Genomic DNA, 24553 nt, shown 5'->3' on the forward strand with positions numbered 1-24553 from the left:
AGAAAATAATGTTTAATATTGAAGATATTTTTGGCAATAGTGATCCAATAGCTGTCATTGGGCTTGCTTGCCGTTTCCCGAATGCAAAAAATGCACACGAATTTTGGCAGAACTTATTAGCTGGGCAAGAGGGTTGTTCTGGTCCTTTTTCTCGTGATGAATTAATTGCTGCTGGTATTCCTATTGAGACCCTTGATGCTCCTAATTATGTTAACCGTTCTGCGGTGATAGAAGGAGCGACACAGTTTGATGCTGCGCTATTTGGTTATTCGCGTCAAGAAGCCGAGTTAATTGATCCGCAACAACGTTTATTCTTACAAACAGTCTGGCACGCTTTAGAAGATGCGGGTTATCCCCCACTAAGTAGCGATAATAAAACAGCAGTATTTGGCGCAGCAAGAATTAGTAGCTATCCTGGTCAGGAAGCTATCAAGATAACTGAACTGGCACAAGTTAATAAGATTCAATCCCTTCTCGGTAATGATAAAGATTACATTGCGACACGAACAGCTTATAAAATGGGTTTGACTGGACCAGCAATCACAGTACAAACCGCTTGTTCAAGTTCACTTGTGGCAGTACATTTAGCGTGTGAAAGCCTGCGTGCTGGAGAGTGTAATATTGCTTTAGCAGGGGGCGCTGCGATCTCGTTTCCTCAATTGGCAGGGTATCTCTATCAGCCCGGCATGATTTTTTCTCCCGATGGCCATTGTCGCCCATTTGATGATGATGCTCAGGGTACTTTTCCTGGCAATGGGGTTGGTATTGTCGTGTTACGTCGTTTGCAAGATGCATTAGATGGTAATGACACTATTTTGGCAGTTATTCGAGGCAGTGCAATTAATAACGACGGTCGGCATAAAGTGGGCTATACGGCCCCATCGGTACAAGGACAGCGAAACGTTATTCAGGACGCATTAAATATGGCCGATATCACACCACAGGATATCGGTATGATTGAGGCCCATGGAACAGGAACCCCTCTTGGGGATCCGATTGAGTTTCAATCATTATGTGAAGCTTTTGGTCATAGTAGTAATAAACAATATTGCGCATTGGGCTCTGTCAAAGGGAATATAGGTCATACGGATACCGCAGCTGGAATTGCCAGTCTGATAAAAACAGTACTATCCGTTTATCATGGTTATATCCCTCCGAACCTGCATTTTAAAAAAGCCAATCAGGCGATTAAACTCGCTGATTCACCATTTTATATTCCGACTCAAATGACGATTTGGTCAGAGACAACGCGCAATGCCGGTATATCAGCCTTTGGTTTTGGTGGGACAAACTGCCATATGATTGTTTCATCAATGCCTGAATTGCCTCAACGTAGCTTGTCAGATACACCTTATGCTAACAATCGGGCGCTATTACTCAGTGCAAATTCGTTGTTTTCATTACGTCAACTTGCTAGAAATTATGCACAGGTTTGGACAAATAAAACTGCTTCTGATCTAGCTTATACAGCCTTACATGGTCGACAGGTGGACTTATCCCATCGTTTAGCAATTCCATTAGATCATCAAACAGTGACTTCCCTGACGGAATTTGCAGAAAATCAACCACTCCACAGTGGATATTATGGCAACAATACTGCTCGTCAAAAACAGGTCTGGTTATTTACGGGGCAAGGAAGTCAGTGGTCTGGGATGGGTAAATCTCTATTTGAACAGTCAACGGTCTTTGCTGATACCTTAAAACGTTGCCAGAAAATTTTATCCAAGCTACTGGAAGAACCGCTGTTAACGGTTATGTTTAGTGATGATCATCCGTTATTACAGCAAATGGAATATGTTCAGCCAGCTATTGTTAGTTATGAATTTGCCTTAGCCAGTCATTGGCTAGCTCAAGGATTACAACCCGAATGTGTGATTGGTCATTCCATCGGTGAATATACCGCGGCATTGGTTGCCGGATACTATACGCCAGAAGATTTATTACCCTTAATTTATTGGCGCGGAAAACTAATGCAGCAGCAAGCTTCTGGCGGAGCTATGCTTGCTGTGATGATTGATGCAGAACAAACTGAAATGTACGCTCATGAGTATCATTTAGATATTGCTGCCTATAACAATGAGCAACGTCATGTTCTTTCTGGTGCAGAAAGCAGTATTGCTCAGCTTATTACTTGTCTGGATGGCAAGAATATTCCTTATCGTCGATTAAATGTTCATGGTGCAGCTCACTCTGTTATGATGGAGCCAATTCTCGCGTCTTTTGCTGAAAAGATGGCAAACCTGCCTTGTCATACCGGTTATTTTAAATTTATTTCAACCCTAACGGCGCAAACCATTACTTTCACGCAAGAACAACAGAGTGACTATTGGTGTCGGCATTTACGGCAACCAGTTAAGTATTATCAAGCAATACTAGAAGCATTAAATCAAGGCGGTACTTTGTTTATTGAAATGGGGGCCGATGCTCAGTTAACTTCATTAGGTAAACCTATCGCTGATAATTCAGCTACATGGATTGCTTGTGTTACAAGGCCGGAGCTGGAACCCAATGCTTTGCTCACTACTACCCTACGGCTTTATACTGCAGGTATTGATTTACCTTACCTTAAACAGCTTAATCCACATGGTCGATGTATACCTGCTCCACTTTATCCTTTTGATGAGCAGCATTACTGGCGAGAACCGGTACAGGAAGTACCGCTTTTATCAACGATACCATTAAAATTGATCGAAGGTGATAAAGTTGCCAGAGAAGAGGCTCAGAGATTAGAACTTAAGCGATTAGAGTTATTCTATGATTGCACAAATCAACTACATACTATTGCAGTTAATCGATTACTTAATCAATGTGTTGGTTCTAAGATTGATAAGGGATTAACAATCGCGCAAATCCTTCGTCAAGGGAAAATTTTACCTCGTTACCGGCAGTTGCTACAACGTTTGTTAAATACTGGAGTGAAACAGGGGTATTTAGTTAAAAAAGATGATCTTTATCAGCGAATAGACGAAGTTTCTAGTGATCGGGAGGTTGTTTTACTTGAAGAGTTAACCGAGTATTGCGAAGGACATGATGCTATAGCAGAAACAATCGGCAGAGCAAGTCAACACCTTACTGAAATGTTACAAGGTAGTATTGACCCCGTGGAGGTAATTTTCCCACAAGGAAGCTCAAGTGGGGTTGAAGTATTATACCAGGAGTTTAGTTTTGGTCGTTATTTTAACCTGATTGCAGCGGGCATTTTAAGAGATCTAATTAGGGTTTATCAGCAGCAGGGACGAACATTAAGAATTCTGGAAGTTGGAGGAGGAACTGGCGGAACAACTGCTTGGTTATTGCCTGTTCTGGTACAAATGGGCACACCGGTTGAATATGTTTTTTCTGATATCACACCACTCTTCACGCGTCGAGCTATGCAAAAATTTGCCGCTTATCCGTTTGTGCGTTATCAGGAATTAGATTTACAACGCGATCTTCTATCCCAAAACATAGAGCCTGAAAGCTTTGATTTAGTGATTGCAGCGAATGTCATTCATGCAACTCAAAATATCGCGCAAACATTACAGAATATTCGTCGTGTACTGAAAGCAGATGGCCACTTATTACTACGAGAGATCACACAGCCTATGTCTTTGTTTGATTTTGTGTTTGGTCCACTGGTGCTACCATTTCATGATGAAGAACTGAGACAGGGGGAACTCTTTTTGACGGTCGAAGGCTGGGAAAGAGTCTGCCGAGATAATAATTTTAAACAGTTTCATTGGTTACCAGGACCAAATACTGAAACATCTACCATCAGCGAGCATATTCTTTTAGCCAGTTGCCATGATAAAGGCATTAGGCGAACAGTCTCTGTTGTTGAACCTAATCCAATTAGTCACCCAATTTTGGGCGTTTGTTTAGATACTCGAGGAGTATATCAGGCCAACTGGTCAATGTGTCAGAATGATAAAGCTCGGTTACAGGAATACATTAATCAGACTATTTCTAATCTTATTCAACGACATGGGCGTGAAGGAGCATCGCCATACCTACATACCTTTAACGGAGATATACCTGCTGATTTAAGTCATATCAGGATATATTGGTCTGCGTACCGGATTGCTGAAGCCAATGTTTTAATAGAAGTACAACAACAAGAGCAATGGTTAACACTTTTTCATGGCTCACCTTATTTCTCTTCCGATCGGATAAAACAGTTTATTGAGCCATTGAGTGCCATAGATAGCCAATATTATTGGCAATGGCAACCCTGTTCTGTGGTTGAACAAGATAGCTCATTTGGTAAATATATGGATACGGATGAACCCGGCGTTATGAGGTTATCGACCCGATTAAATGAAATGAGCACTTCCTCTCTATTAGTTTGTATACCTAATTTAAGCCCTGTACAACAAGCGATCTGGCTCAAAAAAATCCTGCACTCACATCCAAATGAAGACATATTGTTTGTCACTTTGAATGCTTGGTCCATTAGTGGAAATGAAATGGTCACCCCGGAACAACGTGCTATTTGGGGAATGATTAAAGTGATTGCTGTTGAGCAGTTTCAACAACATATAGCTGTAATTGACCTTGTTCATTTGGACGATCTTACACCAGATATGCTCTCTCAGGTAATTTCAGGCTGCCAAATGGGAGAACGGTGGTTTGCATGGCGAGAAAATAAATTGTTGACCCAGCGACTTATTTTGTCAAATGGCGAAGCCTCGCCGCTACCACTCTCAACTTTTAATCGGTCAGGCTGGCATATTATTACCGGAGCCTTTGGTGGATTAGGCTGGTTTAGTGTGCAATGGCTGTTATCACAAGGGGTTCGTTATATAGCATTACTTGCTCCAAGATTAAGTGAGGAAAAATTTAATGAGCTAAAACAACTGGAAGAAATTTATTCTGCTGATTTACGATGGGTAGAACTGGATTGTAGTGATAATGAATTATTAACTGACTGTTTAATTCAATTACAAAAAGAACGACCTATTAGTGGAGCAATTCATGCTGCTGGCGTTTTGAAAGATGAACTAATCACGCAACTTTCCGATAATACATTAATTGAAACATTCGCAGTAAAAGCAGAGGCTGCTGCGACATTACTCTCACAATTAAGAACATTTCATGCTGATTATCTGTTGTTATTTTCTTCTGCAGCTTCAGTGCTAGGTACATCAGGACAATCAGCCCACGCCTTTGCCTGTGGCTACATTGATGGGCTAGCGGCAAGCCAAAAACAATCATGTCCAGTTACTGTGTCTATCAATTGGGGAGCTTGGTCAGAGATTGGGCTTGCTGCATCAAAAACCGTACAACAACAACTTAAAGCAGGAGGCATGGCAACGATTAATCCTCGTGAAGGTCGTTGGCATTTAGAGCAAGCACTAATGCGGGGTAATACAAACTACGTGGCAATGAGAGTCGAGCCACAACTGTTAATTCAAAGACGATTACAAGAACAATTAATATCAACTAATCCTCTTTCTGTCACTGATAAAATTAGGCCATCGGAATTTATTCAAGCCCCTATATTAACTGGGGATATGCGACAAGATATAGAACATTTAATTCAATGGTTAAAAGCGCTAGTGATTACACAATTGCGTATAGAAAACCCTGAAATCGTTACATCAACGCAAGATTTATTACGTCTGGGTCTGGATTCACTTCTATTCCTTGAGTTAAGCAGCGAGATCAATAAACAATTTGCTATTCGCCTCGATGTACAAAAAGCTTATCAGGATTTAACTTTATCTGGATTGGCCTCGCAGATTTACGAACAGTACCAACAACAATCGGCCTTACCGTTTATAACACACGATGCTGTCCATCGTTATGATGCTTTTCCTTTAACCGCTATTCAACATGCTTATTGGCTTGGCCGTACTGATATGATTGATTATGGCGGGGTTGCCTGCCATGTACTATTTGAGTGGGATTTATTAACAGATAACTTTGATGTGCAGAAATTAGAACAAGCGTGGGATAAAGTAGTAAAAAATCATGATATGTTAAGAATGGTTGTTAATGATGAAGGGCTACAAATTGTATTACCCCAAACTCCTTTCTATCATTTTGTTGATCACGATTTACGTCATTATACAATGGATGAACAGGAGGTGGCATTAACTAAACTCCGAAAGGATTTATCTGAACGGGTGGCAAAAACGGATAAATGGCCATTATTTACCATAGAAGTTAGCCGACTTAGCGAACGGCAGTTCCGTTTACATATGGATCTTGATTTACTCATGTTTGATGTACAGAGTTTCAAGATCATGTTCGATGATTTTATGGCGGCCTATTATGGTAATAATATTATTAGTCCAAGCATTACATTTCGTGATTATGTAATAACTGAGCTAGGTGAAAGATCTGATAAAAATTGGCAAACAAGCTGGCTCTACTGGCAAAATATCTTACCAACACTTCCCCCAGCCCCCAATTTACCTTTAGCCACTGTACATGATAAATCGGCTCATCAAGTGGTGACTCGTCAAGGGCGATTAAATAAGGAGGAATGGCAAAATCTTAAAATCCAATGGCAATCATGGGGGGTGACTCCTTCCGCCGCATTATTAGCATTGTATGCAGTGAGTTTAGCGTCATTTTGTCGCCATCCAGCATTTACGTTAAATTTAACTTTTTTTGACCGCCGTTCTTACCATGATGACGTACAAAAAATTATTGGAGATTTTACCTCAGTACTTTTGATAGATGTTGATCTGAAAAAACCTGTTTTATTGCGTCAGTTTATTGAAAAAACACAAACGTTGCTTTGGCAACGGTTAGCACATAGTCAGGTTAATGGTGTCGAATTACTCCGTGATTGGGGACGATTATTGGGGCTCCCTCACACTCCATTAATGCCGGTTGTTTTTACCAGTATGTTAGGGATGTCACTGAATGGCTTAGAGATTGATCAAGCAATGTCACGCTTTTTTGGCGATCCCGCTTATGTTTTCACTCAAACGCCACAAGTTTGGTTGGATCATCAAGTCATGGAAATAGATGGTGAACTCATTTGGCACTGGTATTGTATGGATGATGTCTTAGGACCCAATATAGCTCAACGCTGTTTTGATGCTTATCAAACCCTATTACACACCGTGGCTAGTGAACCAGAAAAATTAGCAGTCTGGTCGACAAATAATATACCTATATTCAAAGATCTTAAGTTAACCGTCAATGATAATGATAGCCGTTTAATAGAAAGCGTTTTATATCAGCATCCAGCGGTACGTATGGTTGAAGCCAGTGACTCTATTGATGGTCGTTATGTTGTTCGTTGGGTTGCTGAAGATAACTTGCCCGTTGTACCCGATACACCGACATTAACTTATAAGATATTGGATAACGAAACGCAGTTGCTTGATGAAGTTGAACAGTGTTGGTCTTATTTAGATGATAAGGCGCTAATGGGGATTGTCAGTACATTATCACAGTATCAACTTTTTCAACACGTTGGTGACTGCCTATCATTAACTGCGATACAGCAACAATTACAAGTGGTAGACAGTGCTAAAATAGCGCTTAAACAGTGGTTGAATTTACTGTGTGAACGAGGTTGGTTAAAACTGCAAGATCACGTTTATACCGCGCTAAATGCGTTTGTTCACTGCAAAACCCAATTAATCAAACCTCATTTTGAATGGTGTCACATTCTTGACTACTATTTAGATACCAGTGTTCAGCATCACACCGAGCTATTAACCGGCAGATGTAATGCGCTTTCGCTGCTCTTTACTGAAGATGAACGCATCACTCAGGCTCTTTATCGTGATAATCCAATGATGTTCAGCCTGCATCAACAAGCGCTACATCTGGCAAAACAGTTATCTCAAGGGCGTTCTGACTTTAGAATACTTGAAGTCGGTGCTGGTACTGGATCAACGACTGAATATTTATTACCAGAGTTATCTGACTCCCTAGCCGAATATCGTTTTACAGATGTATCGCCTCTATTTTTATCGCGGGCAAAAGAACAATTTTCCCATTACGCTTGTTTCAATACTGGGTTATTAGATATTAATTTACCGGTTGATTTTCAGCAACATCATGCATCAGGTTATGATCTTATTGTCGCAACTAATGTATTACATGATGCCAATCATATTGTTCAGTCACTTATTCGTTTGCGCAGGCTTCTTTCACCTACGGGGAAATTGCTTTTGATCGAAGCCACTGAACGTCATAGCGCATTACAAGCTGCAACGATCAGTTTTATCGAGAGTCTGAATGGCTACCGCGATTTTCGTCTATTTGATGATAAACCGATGTTAGATACGAATAGATGGCATGAAGTGCTGAGTGAAGCCGGGTTTACCACCTTAATACAATGGCCTAATGATCAAACAACTTTACGGCAACATCTATTTATTGCAACACCAACATTAATGGCAAGAACCGATCCACAACTGTTGGCTAACCATCTTTTACAGATATCTCCTGAGTTGGCTCAAATATCTATAGATTGGCAACAAACCGAGCATTTACTGGAAAAACCAAAATTACAAACATCTTTATTGAACCAAAGCCTACCTACTACTGAAATATTAGCGGATCAATTAGTTATTGATGCTGTTTGGCAATGTTGGAAAACATTTTTAGGTGATGGCATTACTCTTAATAGTCACTTTTTCCAGTCGGGAGGAGATAGTTTAATTGCAACACGAATGGTCTCTCGTCTACATAAAATGGGTTATCGAGGTGTTAGCCTACAAAAGCTTTTTGAAAACCCTGTATTACAAAATTTTTGCAAGGGAATAACCTCGCCAAAAGCTGAATTATCGCATTTAGTTCCATTGACAATAACTTCATCACAGCATACTCCTTTGTTTGTCTTTCCCGTATCTGATGGTGATTGCAGTGTTTATCTACCGCTATTGAAAATGCTAAATAATGTTCCTGCTTATGGACTCAATTATGATTTCATGGAAGAAGGCATCTGTTCTTTACCAGATTTAGTTGGGCATTATGTGAGGGTAATCAGGCAGTTTAGACCAGCAGGTCCTTATCATCTTATTGGCTGGTCTTATGGGACATTCTTAGCTGCACATGCCGCGACACTGTTAAGTCAGTCTGGAGAGGATGTTACGTTAATATTGATTGATCCAGTTTGTCGTATTGATTTCGCCGATCGTCCTATGGATGACTTGCTGGTCGAGCTTGCTGATAATATCGCTGAGACTAATCACACTCAAAAACTTAAAGCCGAACGACTACTTTCATTTTTATCTGATTACTCACTTATTCAACCGATAACAGAGATTAACTGTTTATTGTTCGAAGCAAAATATCGACCTGTACAATGGCACTCTCTCGATGAAGAGTGGCAAGGCTGGCTGAAAGAAGCTGATTGTTGTCAGTTTGATTCTGATCACTGGGAATGGATTAATGATGCTCCTGTTTGTTCACTGATCGCCAATAAAATAAACCAATATTTAACGAATAAGGAAAATATATGAAAGTTTTGATTGTAGGGAGTCGATTCGGTGAAGTCTATTTAAATGCTTTTTTTGAACATCAGGAAGGTTTGACTCTGGCCGGTATTCTATCAACCGGAAGTGTAAGTTCACAGCATTTAGCACATGATTTTGCTGTACCTTTGTATACCGATATTAAGCAAGTACCAGCGGATATTGATATTGTCTGTATTATTGTTCGTTCTACTGTGGTTGGCGGTGCAGGGACTCACTTAGCTAAACACTTTTTGCAGCGAGGATGTCATGTTATACAAGAGCATCCCGTTCATCCCGATGATATTTCTGCTCTACAGCATTTAGCATTACAACAAGGTGTTCATTATTGGGTTAATAGCTTTTATCCCTATACGGCTGCTGGGCAGTGTTGGATACAGAATGTGCGCCTCCTTCGTGAACAGTTATTGCAACGCTCCCCTGTTCTCTATCATATGTATACTAGTCGTCAATTACTTTACTCTTCTTTAGCGCTTTTTTTATTATCTAGTCGAGCAATAGATATTCATGTCAGCGTTTTACCCTCTGCTGATCAAAACTTCAATATGGTATTACTCAAGTGGCAAAGTGAGACCGCCATTATTTTTCTGCAAAGTACTCTGGATCAACTGCAACCGGATCTCCATAGTTTTATCATGCATAAACAAATTATTGTTTGGCCGGACGGAACATTGTGTTTGGAATCCAGTTATGGAGCAATAACTTGGCAACCGACATTTTATTTTGAACACAATAATGAGAAAAGCCTATCACAGCGTCGTGACGAAATTGATATTAACGAACCCATTTCTCAGGTATTGATTACTGCACCGCAAAATTGGCGTGATACTTTTGAGCAAGAGGGAGTGCAAGGAATTATTTATGTGTTGCAATCACTACGCTCTGTTATCACCGGAGAAAAAATACCTGTTGATTTACAACCAGAACATCAATTGAAAGTGGCTGAACTATGGCAACGAATATTACAGGCAGTGGGACGAGAAAAAAGTATCACTGGCGTTGCACCAAAACGAGTCAGTAACCAGCTTCTACAACAGGAGGGCTTATGAAAAAGAATAATCTATATCCTCTACAGCCTATTTTTGAACACAATGATTATATCTTTATTTTTTGCCCTTTTGCTGGTGCTGTCAGCCATGTATTTCACTCATGGAACAACATCGAAAATAGATGGATGAATATGTATTGTTATCTTTATCCTGGTCATGATTTGCGAATGAAAGAGGCGTATAAAACGGATATCGCATCATTAGCTAATGAATTAGCTGAGACGATTCAATCTACCGAATGGTCACAAAAAAAGATAATACTTGGTGGGCATAGTATGGGCTCTCAGGTCGCATTTGAAACATGCCGAGTACTGGAACAACAAGGTGTAACAGTTTCAGCACTCATTTTGTCGGGATGTCATGCCCCTCACTTAACTGGATTACGTCATTTAACCCATCTTAATGATGAGCAATTTGTTCAGCAATTAATGGAAATTGGTGGGGGGAGCCCAGAAGTTTTACAAGATAAAGACTTACTTGCTCTGTTTATGCCAATGTTAAGAGCGGATTTTATGGCCACGGAACTGTACCAACGACAGCAGGCAAATGCGTTTAAAATCATGACTCCTACATTACTTATTCATGCAGATCAAGATAAAGAAGTGTCCCTTGACGATATTCTGGCTTGGAAATCATGGTTAGGTGGTGTCAAAGAACATATTGTGGTCTCTGGAGATCATTTCCACGTCACTCTGAGACCACAGCAATTTTTAGCCGTTATACAAAATTTTCTGTTTGCACAATTAACAATAAATTAATCAGTAATCTGATAAATCAAAATATTGCAACCTTTGGCAACAGGAGGAAATAGACGAAATACAGAGCGAAATCCCCATCTTTTGGGATGCTGTTTTAATAATGAGATTGTTTTAATGTGCTTTAAGCGAGGACTCCAACTCTCCAATAGTTTGGGATTATCGATGCCCCATTTAAAGTTAGCTCTCATCATGCGAACAGTGTCGTGTTGGTCACAATGTTTAACAATCCAGTTAGTACAACTGTCAAAATAGACCAACACATTGCTAAAGTGAGACATTAGATTATTAAAAAACTGTTTAACTTGTGTTTCTGGAAAATAGATAAGGACACCTTCAATAAAAAATGAAAATGCGTGATCGGGGTATTGTTCAAGGAGTTTATATATCCAATCTGTCTCTAGTATTGAGCCAGAAAATGAAATATTACGCTCATTTTGTGAAGAATATAGTTGATTCCGCCATTCGATAACTTCTGGCAAATCAATTTTAATGTGTATTCCATTACCTGTATCGGTTCTGTTAAATCGATTATCTAGGCCGCAACCAAGATGAACTAAGACCGGGTTTTCTGCCTGATTGAGACATTGACGGGCAATGTTGTCAAATAAACTGACCCGAATAGCCGTACCCGTTTGGCTCATTCTTTTATTTTTGAAAGGAGAAAAATCAAAAGGAAGCTGCTTAATAACATTTTTAGCATCTTTGTCTTCGAATAAACGGTCTGATCTTTGGCTTTCTTCAGCCTTCATAAACAATGGTATTAGTAATGTGTCGGCAATAGGATCGTTAAAAATGAGTTTTTTTTGTTTCATGAGGCCCCTCCTTATAGGGTAGATCGTTGCCATTGGTAATACTCGGAAGTCAAAACTGAATGAAATTATTAGAACAATTCTGATAAAACACTGACAGATAGTGATTATCATTTTTACTTAAATGTTATTTAAAACATGAAAAGAGGAGCATTTATGAACAATCAAGAGGCAAGAGAACAAAAATATGAAGAATTGGGATATTGGCAACCCTATAATTTTGGAGACCGGTTAAGACAATGGGCCACTCGGTTTAGTCACAATAAAGCTTTAATCGATAAACAAGGAGTGTTAACTTATCATGAGTTTAATCAGAATGTAGATAACTATGTAAGTCATTTATATCACTTAGGTCTTCGCAAAGGAGATCGTGTTTTAGTTCAACTACCTAATAACAGAACCTTTATTGTAATTTGCTTCGCCTTATTTCGCCTTGGCGTGATCCCTATTTTAACAACTATGGCACATCGACAACATGATTTAGAGTCAATATGTCAACAGGGACAACCTCAAGGGATTATTACAACCAAAACATTTATGGGATTTAATCATGCCAAAATGGCGCAGGATTTAGCGGAGAAACATCAATCTATTCAATTTCTCATTATTGATAGAGTATTGCCTTCTGGGAACAGTTTAGATTCGATCGCAGAGCCCATATCCGCTACGGCTTATTCAGCCCCTAACTATCGCGATATCGCGTTTTTATTATTATCAGGTGGTACGACGGGAGCGCCAAAATTAATTCCCCGAACACATACTGATTATGCTTATTTTTCGATGACCGCTGCAACAGTATGCCGGTTAAATGAAGACAGTGTGTATCTTGCCGTATTACCGGCTTCACATAATTTTACATTAGGTTGTCCGGGGATATTAGGGACGCTTTCTGTTGGTGGTTGTGTCGTATTGGCAGAAACGCCGGATAGCGTGCTCTGTTTTGATCTGATTGAAAAACATCGAGTAACTATCACATCCTTAGTTCCTGCCATTGTTAGTTTTTGGTTAACTGAGCTTAATTACCACCCCCATCATTTTACTTCTCTTTCAGTCCTTCAAATTGGCGGAGCAAGGCTAAATCCCTTAGTTGCAGAGCAAATTCCACGAGCATTTAATTGTAAATTACAGCAGGTGTTTGGTATGGCGGAAGGCTTAGTTTGCCTCACATCGCTTGATGATACTGATGAGGTGATTTATCAATCACAAGGTTATCCCTTATCTATACATGATGAAATTAAGATCGTTGATCCTCAAGGGCAAAATGTAGCAATGGGAGAAATTGGAGAATTGTTAGTCAGAGGTCCTTATACCATTAGACAGTATTATCAGGCGCCAGAGCATACACTGCATAGTTTTACCGATGATGGTTATTACTGTTCCGGTGATTTAGTCCGATTAACACCACAGGGCTATCTGGTGGTAGAGGGACGAATAAAAGAGCAAATCAATCGTGCTGGTGAAAAAATTGCTACAGCGGAAATTGAAGATATCTTATGCAAGGTTCCTCATGTTCATGATGCCGCATTACTTGCTCTCCCTGATGACATATTGGGAGAGCAAAGCTGCGCGATGTTAATCGCTGATCAAAGATTAACTTTAGCAGAACTGCACCAACATTTTAAATTGCAAGGTATTGCACGATACAAATGGCCAGACCGAGTTGAATATATTGCACAATTTCCACTTACGAAAATTGGTAAAGTGGATAAGCAACAACTAGTTCGTATGGTTCTGTGTAATAGAGACACTAATGATAAAGTGTGATTTTAACTTAAATGGTATAACTGTATATTCAACTTATGTTATGAAGGCTGAAAAGCATGGCTATTACTATGCTTTTTTTATTCTAGGTGAGATATTTGTAAAAGTAAAACGTATTCTGAGTTTTTGGCCGAACGATATTGTGCTCAAATAGCCCTAAATATGGCAGGGTATTCTCACCCTCTCAAAATGCAGATAATAAAAAAGCCTACTAATTGAGTAGGCTATTTTATTTAAAATTGGTCGGCGAGAGAGGATTCGAACCTCCGACCCACTGGTCCCAAACCAGTTGCGCTACCAAGCTGCGCTACTCGCCGTTAGATTTCTGCTCTATAAAATGGGGTGGCTAATGGGATTCGAACCCACGACAACTGGAATCACAATCCAGGGCTCTACCAACTGAGCTATAGCCACCATAGAAGTAGGACGAAATATTACGCATAAAAAATAACATTGTCCAGTATATTTTTTCAAAAATGTGCTGATTGCTTATATTAAAAGCGTTAAAAGCTCAATATTTTACCATTAGATGATATTTTTAAGCTTTATGTGACATAATATCAATAATTTGCGTGTCAGTTGCTTTCATACTATTGCTAACAATGGCTCCAAGATTATTAATTGAAATTTCAACGCTATCACCAACTATACCTTCTTTACCAGTCACTCGAATACGATTTAATGCCATTAAAACAGCTTTAAAACTCGAAGAGACCGAAGTTGATACTTTCATAGCGCAGCTGTTTGAAGCCCCATCACAAATAATGCCCGATAAATCACCAATCATACTACAAATAGCCATATCAACAGGTTCATATTGGCCTTCACCAAGTAACCATGCCATACCCGCCGCAGATCCCATTGCGGCTGTGGATGCAGCACAAAGTGCTGATAATGGCGGAAATTTACTATGTATATAAATTGCAATAGTATGAGATAAAATGAGTGCTCTAGCTAGTTGCTCTGTTGTTGATTTTAAGTGATCGGCAACTACGACCACAGGCATCGTTGCGGTAATACCTTGATTGCCCGAACCTGAATTACTCATCGCAGGTAAAGTTGCACCACCCATTCTGGCATCTGATGCTGCTGTTGTGCGAATAATCACTTTAGATAATAGGTCATCAGCCAATAAACCAGTTTTTGTTTGTTCATGTAGGGTAGCCGCAATACTTAAGCCATATTCTCGCCTTAATCCTTCTTGAGATAATGCATCGTTTAATTCAGCAGAATGTAAAATAAATTTGATATCATCAAAATTAGATTGTGTTGCAAACTCATATATCTGTTTAACTGACATACGAGTTATGACTGATTCTTTTTTAGACTCCTTTTGTGTTTTATTATCTGCTTTGAAAATTACTTCACCATTTTTTTCTATTAATATTATGTTGGTGTGTGAGCTTTCAATACATACTCTAACATGATCGTCTTTAGCATAAATATTGGCTTCAGAATAAATTGCCGTATTATTATTAGCAATTTGTACATTCACTTTTTGTTCTTTAAGTAGAGCTTTAGCTTGGTTAATTTGTTTCGGTGTAATTTTTTTTAGTACTTCAAGACCTGCTTCGGCATCACCGCCTATTGCGCCAATCGCTGCTGCAATTGGTAAACCCACCATCCCGGTCCCTGGAACAGTAACTGCCATACCATTTTTCATTAAGTTTGGTGAGACATAAGCATCAATGTGGCTGATACTATTTTTATCAATATATTTAGTCGCAACAGCTGACGCTAAAGCAAGAGATATAGGCTCTGTACAGCCTAATGCAGGTAAAACTTCATGTTTCACCAATTGAATTAACTCTTGCCACACTACTTGTTGTTCCATTTTTTATCTCCATATTAGTGCCTATAATAAATAGTGCTAGATGGTGAAACATTTAATAAAAGATAACCATAATATTTAGTTTAAATTTTAATGTTAAGATTGCAAAGTAAATAATTAAATATGTTGCAATTTAATGTTAATCTAAACTTTTTATTTGGTTAAACCGTGAATTAAATAATCAGGAATTGTTCAAAATATGTAATATTTTAGTAAAATTACCTGACTTTTTTTTATTATTGTAATAATGTAATTACTATAAAATTAAATAATAATGGCTATGTATGATAAATATTTTGTTAATTGATGATGATGTCGAATTATCACAAATGCTTAGTGAATATCTAACCAATGAAGGTTTTAATATTAAAAGTGTTTATTTGGGTAAAGATGCTATTGATGAAGCATTATCGGGAAAATATCGTGCTGCAATTCTAGATGTAATGTTACCAGATATTAATGGTATTGACGTTCTTAAAAGTATACGTCAACACTGTAATATGCCCGTTATTATGTTAACCGCTAAAGGTGACAATATCGATCGTGTGTTAGGTTTAGAATTAGGTGCTGATGATTACATCCCTAAACCATGTTATCCTCGTGAATTATTAGCCCGATTACGTGCAGTTCTACGCCGTTTTGATGAACGACCAGTTGAATTGGTGGATGATAAAAAATACCATTTTAATGGTTTAACATTAGATTTACCACAACGGTTATGTACATGGAATGGGCAGGTTATTGACTTAACATCGACCGAATTCAATTTATTAGTCTTATTGGTAAAAAATAGCGAACGTGTTGTGACTAAAGAAGAATTATCTGAAGTTGGACTTGGCCGCGCTCGAGAACTTTATGATCGTAGTGTTGATGTACATATTAGTAATATTCGTCAGAAATTATTTCAAGTTGCCCAAAATGACGTGACAATTGAAACCATTAGAGCTGTAGGTTACCGCATTCGTTAATAACAATAGGTTTGCTATGAATCGTCGATTATTTTGGAAAATACTTGTTGTATTTTGTGTGATGTTTTTTCTTACCTTTCAATTGACATGGATTGCATTTTCTGTCTATGTAGAAGGAAAAAATAAAAAAATTCTCAATCATATGCCGACTAAAGTCGATATGATTGCGCAATTATTGCATGTCGCAGGTGAAGAAGATACGCTTAATTTTATTGCACATTTACCTGAACGTGAGCGTATATTGTTGTCAATAAAATTGGTCTCTCCTCAAAATGATCAAGTTAATATTCTAAACGATGAATTAGAATCTCCGAATTATATGTACCAACGTTCAGCCGTTGCCCCTGATGGAACACTGTATTCTGTTTCGTTTAAAAAAGAAGAAATAAATACTCAGTTCCAAAATATACTGTTTAATATGCCGATGCCTATTACACTAGCGGGAATTTTTGTTGGGCTTACGTTAAGTCTTACTTTAGCTTGGAATTTAACTAAACCAATGCGATTATTAAGGCAGGCCTTTTTTCAAGTATCACAAGGTAATCTTTCGGTTCGATTATTTGATAAGCTAGAATATCGGCGTGATGAAATAAGTGAAGTGGGTAAAGATTTTGATATGATGGTTGAACAACTCAATATCTTGATCTCAGATCGTCAATCATTGTTGCATGACGTATCACACGAACTTAGAACACCATTGGCACGTTTACAGTTAGCTATTGGGCTTGCCCAGCAAAATAAACAAAATATCGATACTTGTTTAGCAAGAATTGAACTGGAATCTGAACGATTAGATCAGCTAATTGGCGAAATATTAAAATATTCTCGTTCTGAAATGAACAATCGTAATGATGAAGAATATTTTGACTTGAAAGATTTATTAAGTGTGGTGATCAGTGATGCTAATTATGAAGCAAATCACCAACAGATTGATGTACATTTTATCCCTTCAACAATAAATCATTCGATTGTTAAAGGCAATTCGGAACAGATACGTCGTGCAATTGAAAACATTATTCGCAATGCGATTCGTTTTTCTGAAGCAGGCCAGGCTATTGAGGTCTCATTAAAAGAAACGAACAAATACTTACAAATAGAAGTTAAAGATCGCGGACCGGGTGTTGAATGGAATAAATTATCCAGCATTTTTGAACCATTTGTCCGTATTCAGTCACCACAACTTGGCAAAGGTTATGGACTGGGATTAGCGATTGCTCGAAAGACCGTTGTTATGCACAACGGTACTATTAAGGCAGCAAATCGAGAAGGTGGTGGACTTGTTGTTACTATATATTTACCTTATTGGCGTAAATATCAAACACTTGCACCTAGTAACAATCACTATTAACAGATAATACATACTCTTTAACCAATTCTGTTAATTTAATTTTATCATGCCCTGTAAAGTTCAGGGTTTGTATAACTTTATTAGGATCACTGTCTAATATCGCTTTATACTTCGCAATATATTGACTGGCAATAGGTTTGTATGACCAATGCCACTCTTCAGGAAGATATCCACCTTTACGGCCTTCGTTAAAAGCCTGACAAAAACCATACTTAGGCATATTTTCTTGTAACCATTTATAAAGAATAATGCCTTTTTTATCTTGCTTAAAAAATTCAGATGACAAGCTAGTAATATCAATGTCTGTTCCCCAATGATGCCTTGACGTGCCAGGCATGGATGAAAATTTTAAAATTTCCGCAGCAATGTTTTGTGGATCATCCATTTTTTGCAACAATGCATCCCATTTGCGTTGCCAAATGCCATTTTGATAAGTGTAATTACGAGTTGCACTGACTACAATAAAAGGAATATCTGGATGTATCTTTTTAAAATCATTATAAGCTTTGATCAGTTGTTCTGCTGGCTCTTTTTGTAGATACATTCCTTTTTTATTAACAGGTAACACTGTCGAATCTAATGCTATAAAATCGCTGTCTTTTTTTTCGTCAAATTGACCGGTAAGTTTACTTAATGGAATTGAATGTGCCATAGTAATTGTCGAGTATAAAAATAGAGTTGATATCAATGCAAAATTGAGAATTACTTTTAATTTTACTGTTTTTATTATCATTTTGAGTTTCTATAATATTCTATTAGCCAGATAATGTGAAAACCAGTATAATCCTTTCCCTAAAAATTGAAATAGCCATAATGTGTAAAAACGAGGCCTTATGTTAAAACCAGCTACATCCAGCACGTCTGTAACTAATTCAGATGCTGCAAATACAATCAATGTTAATTCAACACAAGAAAAAATAAATCTACTTAATTTTACGCGTCAGCAATTGCGTGATTTTTTTATATCGCTTGGGGAAAAACCCTTTAGAGCCGATCAAGTTATGAAATGGATCTACCATTTTGGTATCGATGACTTCGATCAAATGACTGATATTAATAAAAAACTACGTGAACAGTTAAAAACCTTGGCTGAAATTAAAGCGCCTAAAATTGCTATTGAACAGCGTTCATCTGATGGTACCATTAAATGGGCGTTAGATGTGGGAAATAATCAGATGATTGAATCTGTGTATATTCCTGAGCGAGACCGTGCTACATTATGTGTTTCATCACAGGTGGGCTGTGCGCTGGAATGTAAATTCTGTTCAACCGCTCAACAAGGTTTTAATCGCAATTTAACCGTTTCTGAAATTATTGGCCAAGTTTGGCGAGCATCCAATGCTATTGGTGTCACAGGTAAATTAGCTGACAGACCTATCACTAATGTTGTTATGATGGGGATGGGCGAACCTTTATTAAATTTATCTAACGTAGCGCCTGCAATGGAAATTATGTTAGATGATTTTGGCTATGGTTTATCAAAAAGACGAGTAACACTTTCAACCTCTGGTGTAGTACCCGCTTTAGATAAATTGGCAGGAATGATTGATGTTGCATTAGCGATTTCACTTCATGCTCCCAATGATGAGATCCGTAGTGAAATTATGCCAATCAACCAAAAATATAATATGGCAATGCTACGTGATTCAATTTTACGTTATCTTTCAACATCAAATGCCAATCACGGTAAAGTAACTATTGAATATGTTTTACTGAATCAAATTAATGATAGTGTTGAGCATGCTCATGAACTGGCGAAGTTCTTGAAAAATGTGCCAAGTAAAATCAATTTAATTCCATGGAATCCATTCCCTGGAGCACCTTATTCTCGTTGTTCAAATACAAGAATTGATAGATTTATGAAAACGTTAATGGGTTATGGTTTCACAGTAATTGTTCGTAAAACACGCGGAGATGATATTGACGCAGCTTGCGGGCAACTTGCTGGTGAAGTAGTTGATCGCACGAAACGAACCCTTTATAAAAAGCAAAATCTTGTTCAGAAAACAGCATAATCTTCTAATATAAAAAGGAAGGATAAATGAAAAAATCGCTAATAGTATTAAGCTGTTTTGCCATGCTAATGCTAGCAGGTTGTCAAACCAATAACAGAGAAGAGTTTGACCCAGAGACCGCGGCATTAGCAAGAATGCGATTAGGACTAGGCTATTTAGCTAAAGCAAACGAATCGGAAGAAAATGTTAAGGCTGCACATTATAATCTAAAATTAGCGTCTCAATATTCGCCCAACAATCCACAAGTGATGCTAGCAATGGCAATGTTTGATCAACATGTTGGCGAATATGATGAAGCTGAAATGATTTATAAACGTATCACATTAATGCAACCAGGTAACGGTTTATATCGTGTTCATTACGGCTCTTTTCTGTGTGGTAGAGATCGTTATCAAGAAGCTCAAAAACAATTTGAACAAAGCTTAGAGCTAGACAAACATCGTTGGAAAGCCGATGCCTATGAGCAATATGGTTATTGCGCTATCCAAAATGGAGATAAAAAAATAGCAGATCTTATGTTCAAACAACTTTTTGAATATGATTCTAGTCGTCGAAGTAGTGTGATAAAAACAGCTGAAATTTATGAAAATAAAGGCGATCAAAATATTGCAAACTATCTATTTTTAGTATCAAAAAAATAAATCATAAAAATTAAAATAAATATTCTAGAAGCAAGAGTAAGTGTCATGAGTTTATTGACTATTATGTTATTGGCGCTGGCAATGTCGAGCGATGCCTTTGCTGTCGCTTTGTGTCGTGGTATATCATTAAAATCCACACCTTTTTTAGGTGCGTTAAAAATTGGTGTCTTATTTGGCATTATTGAGGCGATGACCCCACTACTTGGTTGGTTAATTGGTTATATTGCCTTGCAATATATCGAAAAATGGGGTCATTGGGTCGTGTTTGCTATCATGTTGTTTTTAGGTATTAACATGATTTATAGCAGCCTAAAATCATCAGATGAAGATGACCAACAAGAACCGATATCATCAAATAAAAAATCCTTTTTCATGTTAATCTTTACCGCTATATCAACGAGCATTGATGCATTTGCCGTTGGGGTAGGTTTAGCGATGGCGAATGTTAATATCTATTTTACTGCGTCAATGATTGGGCTGGCAACTTGTGTGATGGTGACAACAGGTCTGCTATTAGGTAAGAAAATAGGGTGTGTTGTAGGCAAAAAAGCTGAGCTATTTGGAGGATTAGTGCTGATCGCAATCGGTGTAATCACACTTTATCAGCATTTAACAACCTAATTTCAATATTTTATAAAACTGCTTTAGATATAAAAAAAACCACTCACATATTGGAGTGGTTTTTTATTGGATGAATAATAGGGGAAATTACATCATTCCGCCCATTCCTCCCATGCCGCCCATACCACCAGCAGCACCTAAATCAGCTTTATCATCTTTAGGTAAATCAGTAACCATACATTCAGTTGTGATCATAAGACCTGCTACTGATGCAGCATATTGTAATGCGCTACGAGTTACTTTAGTTGGATCTAAAATACCCATGGCAATCATATCACCATACTCTTCAGTTGATGCATTGTAGCCATAGTTACCTTTACCACCTTTAACCGCATTAACAACAACAGAAGCTTCTTCACCACAGTTAGTAACGATTTGACGTAATGGTGCTTCCATCGCGCGAAGAGCTACTTTAATACCAACGTTTTGATCTTCGTTTGCACCTTTAAGATCTAAAATCGCAGAAGCAGCTCTAACTAATGCAACACCACCACCAGCAACAACACCTTCTTCAACGGCTGCGCGAGTCGCATGTAATGCATCTTCTACACGTGCTTTTTTCTCTTTCATTTCAACTTCAGTTGCTGCACCAACTTTAATTACTGCAACACCGCCAGCTAATTTAGCAACACGTTCTTGAAGTTTTTCTTTATCGTAGTCAGAAGTTGATTCTTCAATTTGTTTACGAATTTGTTCAACACGTGCATTAATTAACGATTCTTCACCAACGCCATCGATAATAGTTGTATTATCTTTGTTGATTACAACGCGTTTTGCTTGACCTAAATCTTCAAGCGTTGCTTTTTCAAGTTCTAAACCGATTTCTTCTGAAATAACTGTACCTGAAGTTAAGATAGCAATATCTTGTAACATTGCTTTACGACGATCACCAAAACCAGGCGCTTTAACCGCGGCAACTTTAACAATACCACGCATAGTATTCACAACTAAAGTCGCTAATGCTTCGCCTTCAACATCTTCAGCGATAATTAATAGTGATTTACCTGCTTTAGCAACCGCTTCTAATACTGGTAATAATTCACGGATGTTAGAGATTTTTTTATCAGCTAATAAAATATATGGGCTGTCTAATTCAACAGTAGCTGTTTCTGGTTTATTGATGAAATATGGTGATAAATAACCACGATCAAACTGCATACCTTCAACAACATCAAGCTCGTCTTGTAAACCAGTACCATCTTCAACAGTGATAACACCTTCTTTACCTACTCTTTCCATTGCTTGAGCAATTAAAGTACCAACCGTTTCATCAGAGTTTGCTGAAATAGTTCCAACTTGCGCAATCGCTTTAGAATCAGCACATGGTGAAGATAATTTTTTAAGCTCTTCAACTGCAGCAACCACAGCTTTATCAATACCACGTTTTAAATCCATTGGATTCATGCCCGCAGCAACAGCTTTCAAACCTTCATTAACGATAGCTTGAGCAAGTACTGTTGCTGTTGTTGTACCGTCACCCGCTGCATCATTTGCTTTTGAAGCAACTTCTTTAACCATTTGTGCACCCATGTTTTCGAATTTATCTTCTAATTCGATTTCACGAGCAACTGACACACCATCTTTAGTAATAGTTGGGGCACCAAATGATTTATCTAATACAACATTACGTCCTTTTGGACCTAAAGTTACTTTAACTGCATCAGCTAATACATTCACACCTTTGAGCATTTTAGCACGAGCGTCATTTCCAAATTTTACATCTTTAGCTGCCATCTTCGTATTTCTCCTAAATTCTGTATATAAGTTAAATTATTTGCCAGTTATGCTTCAACAATGGCTAAAATATCGGTTTCTGATAGGATAAGCACTTCTTCGTTATCGATTTTTTCTGTTTTAACGCCATATCCTTCATTGAAAATTACGATATCACCAACTTTAACATCTAATGGCTGAACTTGACCATTTTCCAAAATGCGACCATTACCAACAGCTAAAACTTCACCACGTGTTGATTTACCAGCAGCTGAACCAGTTAAAACAATACCGCCAGCTGATTTTGATTCTACTTCTTTGCGTTTAATGATCACACGATCATGCAATGGACGAATTTTCATTAGTTATCTCCTAGCACTAATTTTTACTTAAATAATTATTAACAATAAATCATAAAAATATGATATGTATTATATAGTGCACAATACATGGGGATTATTTTAAATTCTTCAAGAGAATAAAATAAAAAAAAAATCCAATTGATTATTTATTCATCACTCTTTCGTTCGAATTCCCCTTCAATAACATCATTCATTTGTGTATTGCTGTTAGAATAAAATGAATAAAATTTAGAAGGTAATTTCCCAATAATAAAGCGAACAATATATTCTTGAACCCGCGGAATTAACATAATGGCACCAAGAATGTCAGTTAAAAAACCTGGAATAAGTAATAAAAAGCCAGCAAATAATAAAGATACGCTCTTAATAATTTCATCTTTAGGACTTTGTTGATGAGCAATTTTTTGTTGCATAATACTTAGATTTCTTAAACCTTGTTTTTTAATTAATGAAAGCCCAATAATTGAAGTGGCAATAATCCCAATCAAAGCAAGAAAAACACCAATTGAATCAGCAACTGTTATAAAGAAACTCAGTTCAAAATAAGCATAAATAAAAAAAATAATAAAACCAAAAACTCGCATATAAAAATTCCTCTAAATATAGAGTGATATTATTCTAACTAAACTATTAATATAGTGGCAATTAGTTAAATTTCAACCAATCAGTATATATTTTTAAAAATATCTTATAAAAGGGATTGACGGATAATCGAGAATCGTGTTTAATACACCTCCATTGTTGCCCGGATAGCTCAGTCGGTAGAGCAGGGGATTGAAAATCCCCGTGTCCGTGGTTCGATTCCGCGTCCGGGCACCAATTCCAAAAAAGACACCAGCTTAAAGCTGGTTTTTTTATGTCTAAAGACTTTTCAAATAAACCTATCTTGTTATTTTTTCTACTTAACTAAATTATTGCAAATCAACTAAAAAATAGATTTAACCACATGGATTTTTGGACAATATTTTTAACTTGTACTATAAATTAATATTCAAAGTCCATGTATTATCAACCTGATAATAAAGTAAACCATAATTTATTTTGGTTTTTATTGGATTGCAGAAAGTGGCTGCTATAGTTTAAAAGAGCTAGACAATTTAAGTAACTACTTTGATTATGTACGCTAAGGTCATGATATTACGCTCGAACAAAATGGCACATTTTATTCTGGTAATTACATTTATTATGCAGGTGAAAGTTTTAGTTCCGATTACGATGGTAAAAGTATTCCTGAAGAGTATTGTGTTTT

General features: G+C 37.6%; 15 protein-coding genes and 3 tRNA genes. 10 read left to right on the forward strand and 8 right to left on the reverse strand.

Annotated features, from left to right (window positions below; genetic code table 11):
* The first annotated feature begins 8 nt into the window (after nucleotides 1-8).
* Genes H3S73_RS08105 through H3S73_RS08115 form a run of 3 tightly spaced genes read left to right on the forward strand, consistent with a single transcriptional unit; the run spans nucleotide 9 to nucleotide 11235 of the window.
* Nucleotides 9-9416 (forward strand): type I polyketide synthase, encoded by a 9408-nt coding sequence (locus H3S73_RS08105; protein WP_198236341.1) that lies wholly within the window; start codon nucleotides 9-11, stop codon nucleotides 9414-9416.
* Nucleotides 9413-10477 (forward strand): Gfo/Idh/MocA family oxidoreductase, encoded by a 1065-nt coding sequence (locus tag H3S73_RS08110; RefSeq protein ID WP_198236342.1) that lies wholly within the window; start codon nucleotides 9413-9415, stop codon nucleotides 10475-10477. The genes H3S73_RS08105 and H3S73_RS08110 overlap by 4 nt, the downstream gene beginning before the upstream one ends.
* Complete coding sequence (locus H3S73_RS08115) at nucleotides 10474-11235, forward strand: thioesterase II family protein (RefSeq protein ID WP_198236343.1); 762 nt, start codon at nucleotides 10474-10476, stop codon at nucleotides 11233-11235. The genes H3S73_RS08110 and H3S73_RS08115 overlap by 4 nt, the downstream gene beginning before the upstream one ends.
* On the opposite strand, the gene H3S73_RS08120 is transcribed toward H3S73_RS08115, so the two are convergent.
* Entirely contained in the window at nucleotides 11232-12047 is an 816-nt protein-coding gene (locus H3S73_RS08120; protein WP_198236344.1) for a class I SAM-dependent methyltransferase, read from the reverse strand. The two genes, H3S73_RS08115 and H3S73_RS08120, sit on opposite strands and share 4 nt — an antisense overlap.
* A gap of 153 nt (nucleotides 12048-12200) precedes the next feature.
* Here H3S73_RS08120 and H3S73_RS08125 point away from each other — a divergent pair, with 153 nt between their 5' ends.
* Nucleotides 12201-13808: a (2,3-dihydroxybenzoyl)adenylate synthase gene (locus H3S73_RS08125; RefSeq protein ID WP_198236345.1), complete on the forward strand. Its 1608-nt coding sequence runs from the start codon at nucleotides 12201-12203 to the stop codon at nucleotides 13806-13808.
* A gap of 237 nt (nucleotides 13809-14045) precedes the next feature.
* On the opposite strand, the gene H3S73_RS08130 is transcribed toward H3S73_RS08125, so the two are convergent.
* The 3 genes from H3S73_RS08130 to H3S73_RS08140 all read right to left on the reverse strand — a co-directional run bounded on the left by H3S73_RS08130 (nucleotide 14046) and on the right by H3S73_RS08140 (nucleotide 15639).
* A tRNA-Pro gene (locus H3S73_RS08130) sits at nucleotides 14046-14122 on the reverse strand.
* Between the two features lie 21 nt (nucleotides 14123-14143).
* A tRNA-His gene (locus H3S73_RS08135) sits at nucleotides 14144-14219 on the reverse strand.
* Nucleotides 14220-14343: 124 nt separating this feature from the next.
* Nucleotides 14344-15639 (reverse strand): serine dehydratase subunit alpha family protein, encoded by a 1296-nt coding sequence (locus H3S73_RS08140; protein ID WP_198236346.1) that lies wholly within the window; start codon nucleotides 15637-15639, stop codon nucleotides 14344-14346.
* Between the two features lie 284 nt (nucleotides 15640-15923).
* Here H3S73_RS08140 and H3S73_RS08145 point away from each other — a divergent pair, with 284 nt between their 5' ends.
* Together H3S73_RS08145 and H3S73_RS08150 are read left to right on the forward strand one after the other, a co-directional pair.
* Nucleotides 15924-16604, forward strand: coding sequence for a response regulator transcription factor (locus H3S73_RS08145; protein WP_370528573.1), 681 nt, complete (start codon nucleotides 15924-15926; stop codon nucleotides 16602-16604).
* A gap of 16 nt (nucleotides 16605-16620) precedes the next feature.
* A complete protein-coding gene (locus tag H3S73_RS08150) occupies nucleotides 16621-17952 on the forward strand; it encodes an ATP-binding protein (protein ID WP_198236347.1) in 1332 nt (443 codons plus the stop codon).
* Here H3S73_RS08150 and H3S73_RS08155 read toward each other — a convergent pair.
* Complete coding sequence (locus tag H3S73_RS08155) at nucleotides 17933-18604, reverse strand: M15 family metallopeptidase (RefSeq protein WP_198248899.1); 672 nt, start codon at nucleotides 18602-18604, stop codon at nucleotides 17933-17935. The genes H3S73_RS08150 and H3S73_RS08155 overlap by 20 nt on opposite strands.
* Nucleotides 18605-18785: 181 nt before the next feature.
* Between H3S73_RS08155 and H3S73_RS08160 the strand changes: the two genes are divergently transcribed.
* The 3 genes from H3S73_RS08160 to H3S73_RS08170 are packed head-to-tail and all read left to right on the forward strand — an operon-like array spanning nucleotide 18786 to nucleotide 21229.
* Nucleotides 18786-19967 (forward strand): bifunctional tRNA (adenosine(37)-C2)-methyltransferase TrmG/ribosomal RNA large subunit methyltransferase RlmN, encoded by a 1182-nt coding sequence (locus H3S73_RS08160; protein WP_039129178.1) that lies wholly within the window; start codon nucleotides 18786-18788, stop codon nucleotides 19965-19967.
* A gap of 26 nt (nucleotides 19968-19993) precedes the next feature.
* Nucleotides 19994-20608 (forward strand): tetratricopeptide repeat protein, encoded by a 615-nt coding sequence (locus tag H3S73_RS08165; protein WP_039129176.1) that lies wholly within the window; start codon nucleotides 19994-19996, stop codon nucleotides 20606-20608.
* A 45-nt stretch (nucleotides 20609-20653) separates the two neighbouring features.
* Nucleotides 20654-21229: a manganese efflux pump MntP family protein gene (locus tag H3S73_RS08170; protein WP_198236349.1), complete on the forward strand. Its 576-nt coding sequence runs from the start codon at nucleotides 20654-20656 to the stop codon at nucleotides 21227-21229.
* Nucleotides 21230-21316: 87 nt separating this feature from the next.
* Here H3S73_RS08170 and groL read toward each other — a convergent pair whose 3' ends face one another.
* The 3 genes from groL to H3S73_RS08185 form a co-directional block, all read right to left on the reverse strand.
* A complete protein-coding gene (gene groL, locus H3S73_RS08175) occupies nucleotides 21317-22963 on the reverse strand; it encodes a chaperonin GroEL (protein ID WP_039129166.1) in 1647 nt (548 codons plus the stop codon).
* Between the two features lie 47 nt (nucleotides 22964-23010).
* Nucleotides 23011-23304 (reverse strand): co-chaperone GroES, encoded by a 294-nt coding sequence (locus H3S73_RS08180; RefSeq protein WP_034884480.1) that lies wholly within the window; start codon nucleotides 23302-23304, stop codon nucleotides 23011-23013.
* A 146-nt stretch (nucleotides 23305-23450) separates the two neighbouring features.
* Nucleotides 23451-23888: an FxsA family protein gene (locus tag H3S73_RS08185; protein ID WP_198236350.1), complete on the reverse strand. Its 438-nt coding sequence runs from the start codon at nucleotides 23886-23888 to the stop codon at nucleotides 23451-23453.
* A gap of 159 nt (nucleotides 23889-24047) precedes the next feature.
* Between H3S73_RS08185 and H3S73_RS08190 the strand changes: the two genes are divergently transcribed.
* Nucleotides 24048-24123 (forward strand) — tRNA-Phe (locus tag H3S73_RS08190).
* The last annotated feature ends 430 nt before the right edge of the window (nucleotides 24124-24553 follow it).

This window comes from Gilliamella sp. B14384G12 (assembly GCF_016101825.1).
GTDB classification, from domain to species: Bacteria; Pseudomonadota; Gammaproteobacteria; order Enterobacterales; family Orbaceae; genus Gilliamella; species Gilliamella apicola_N.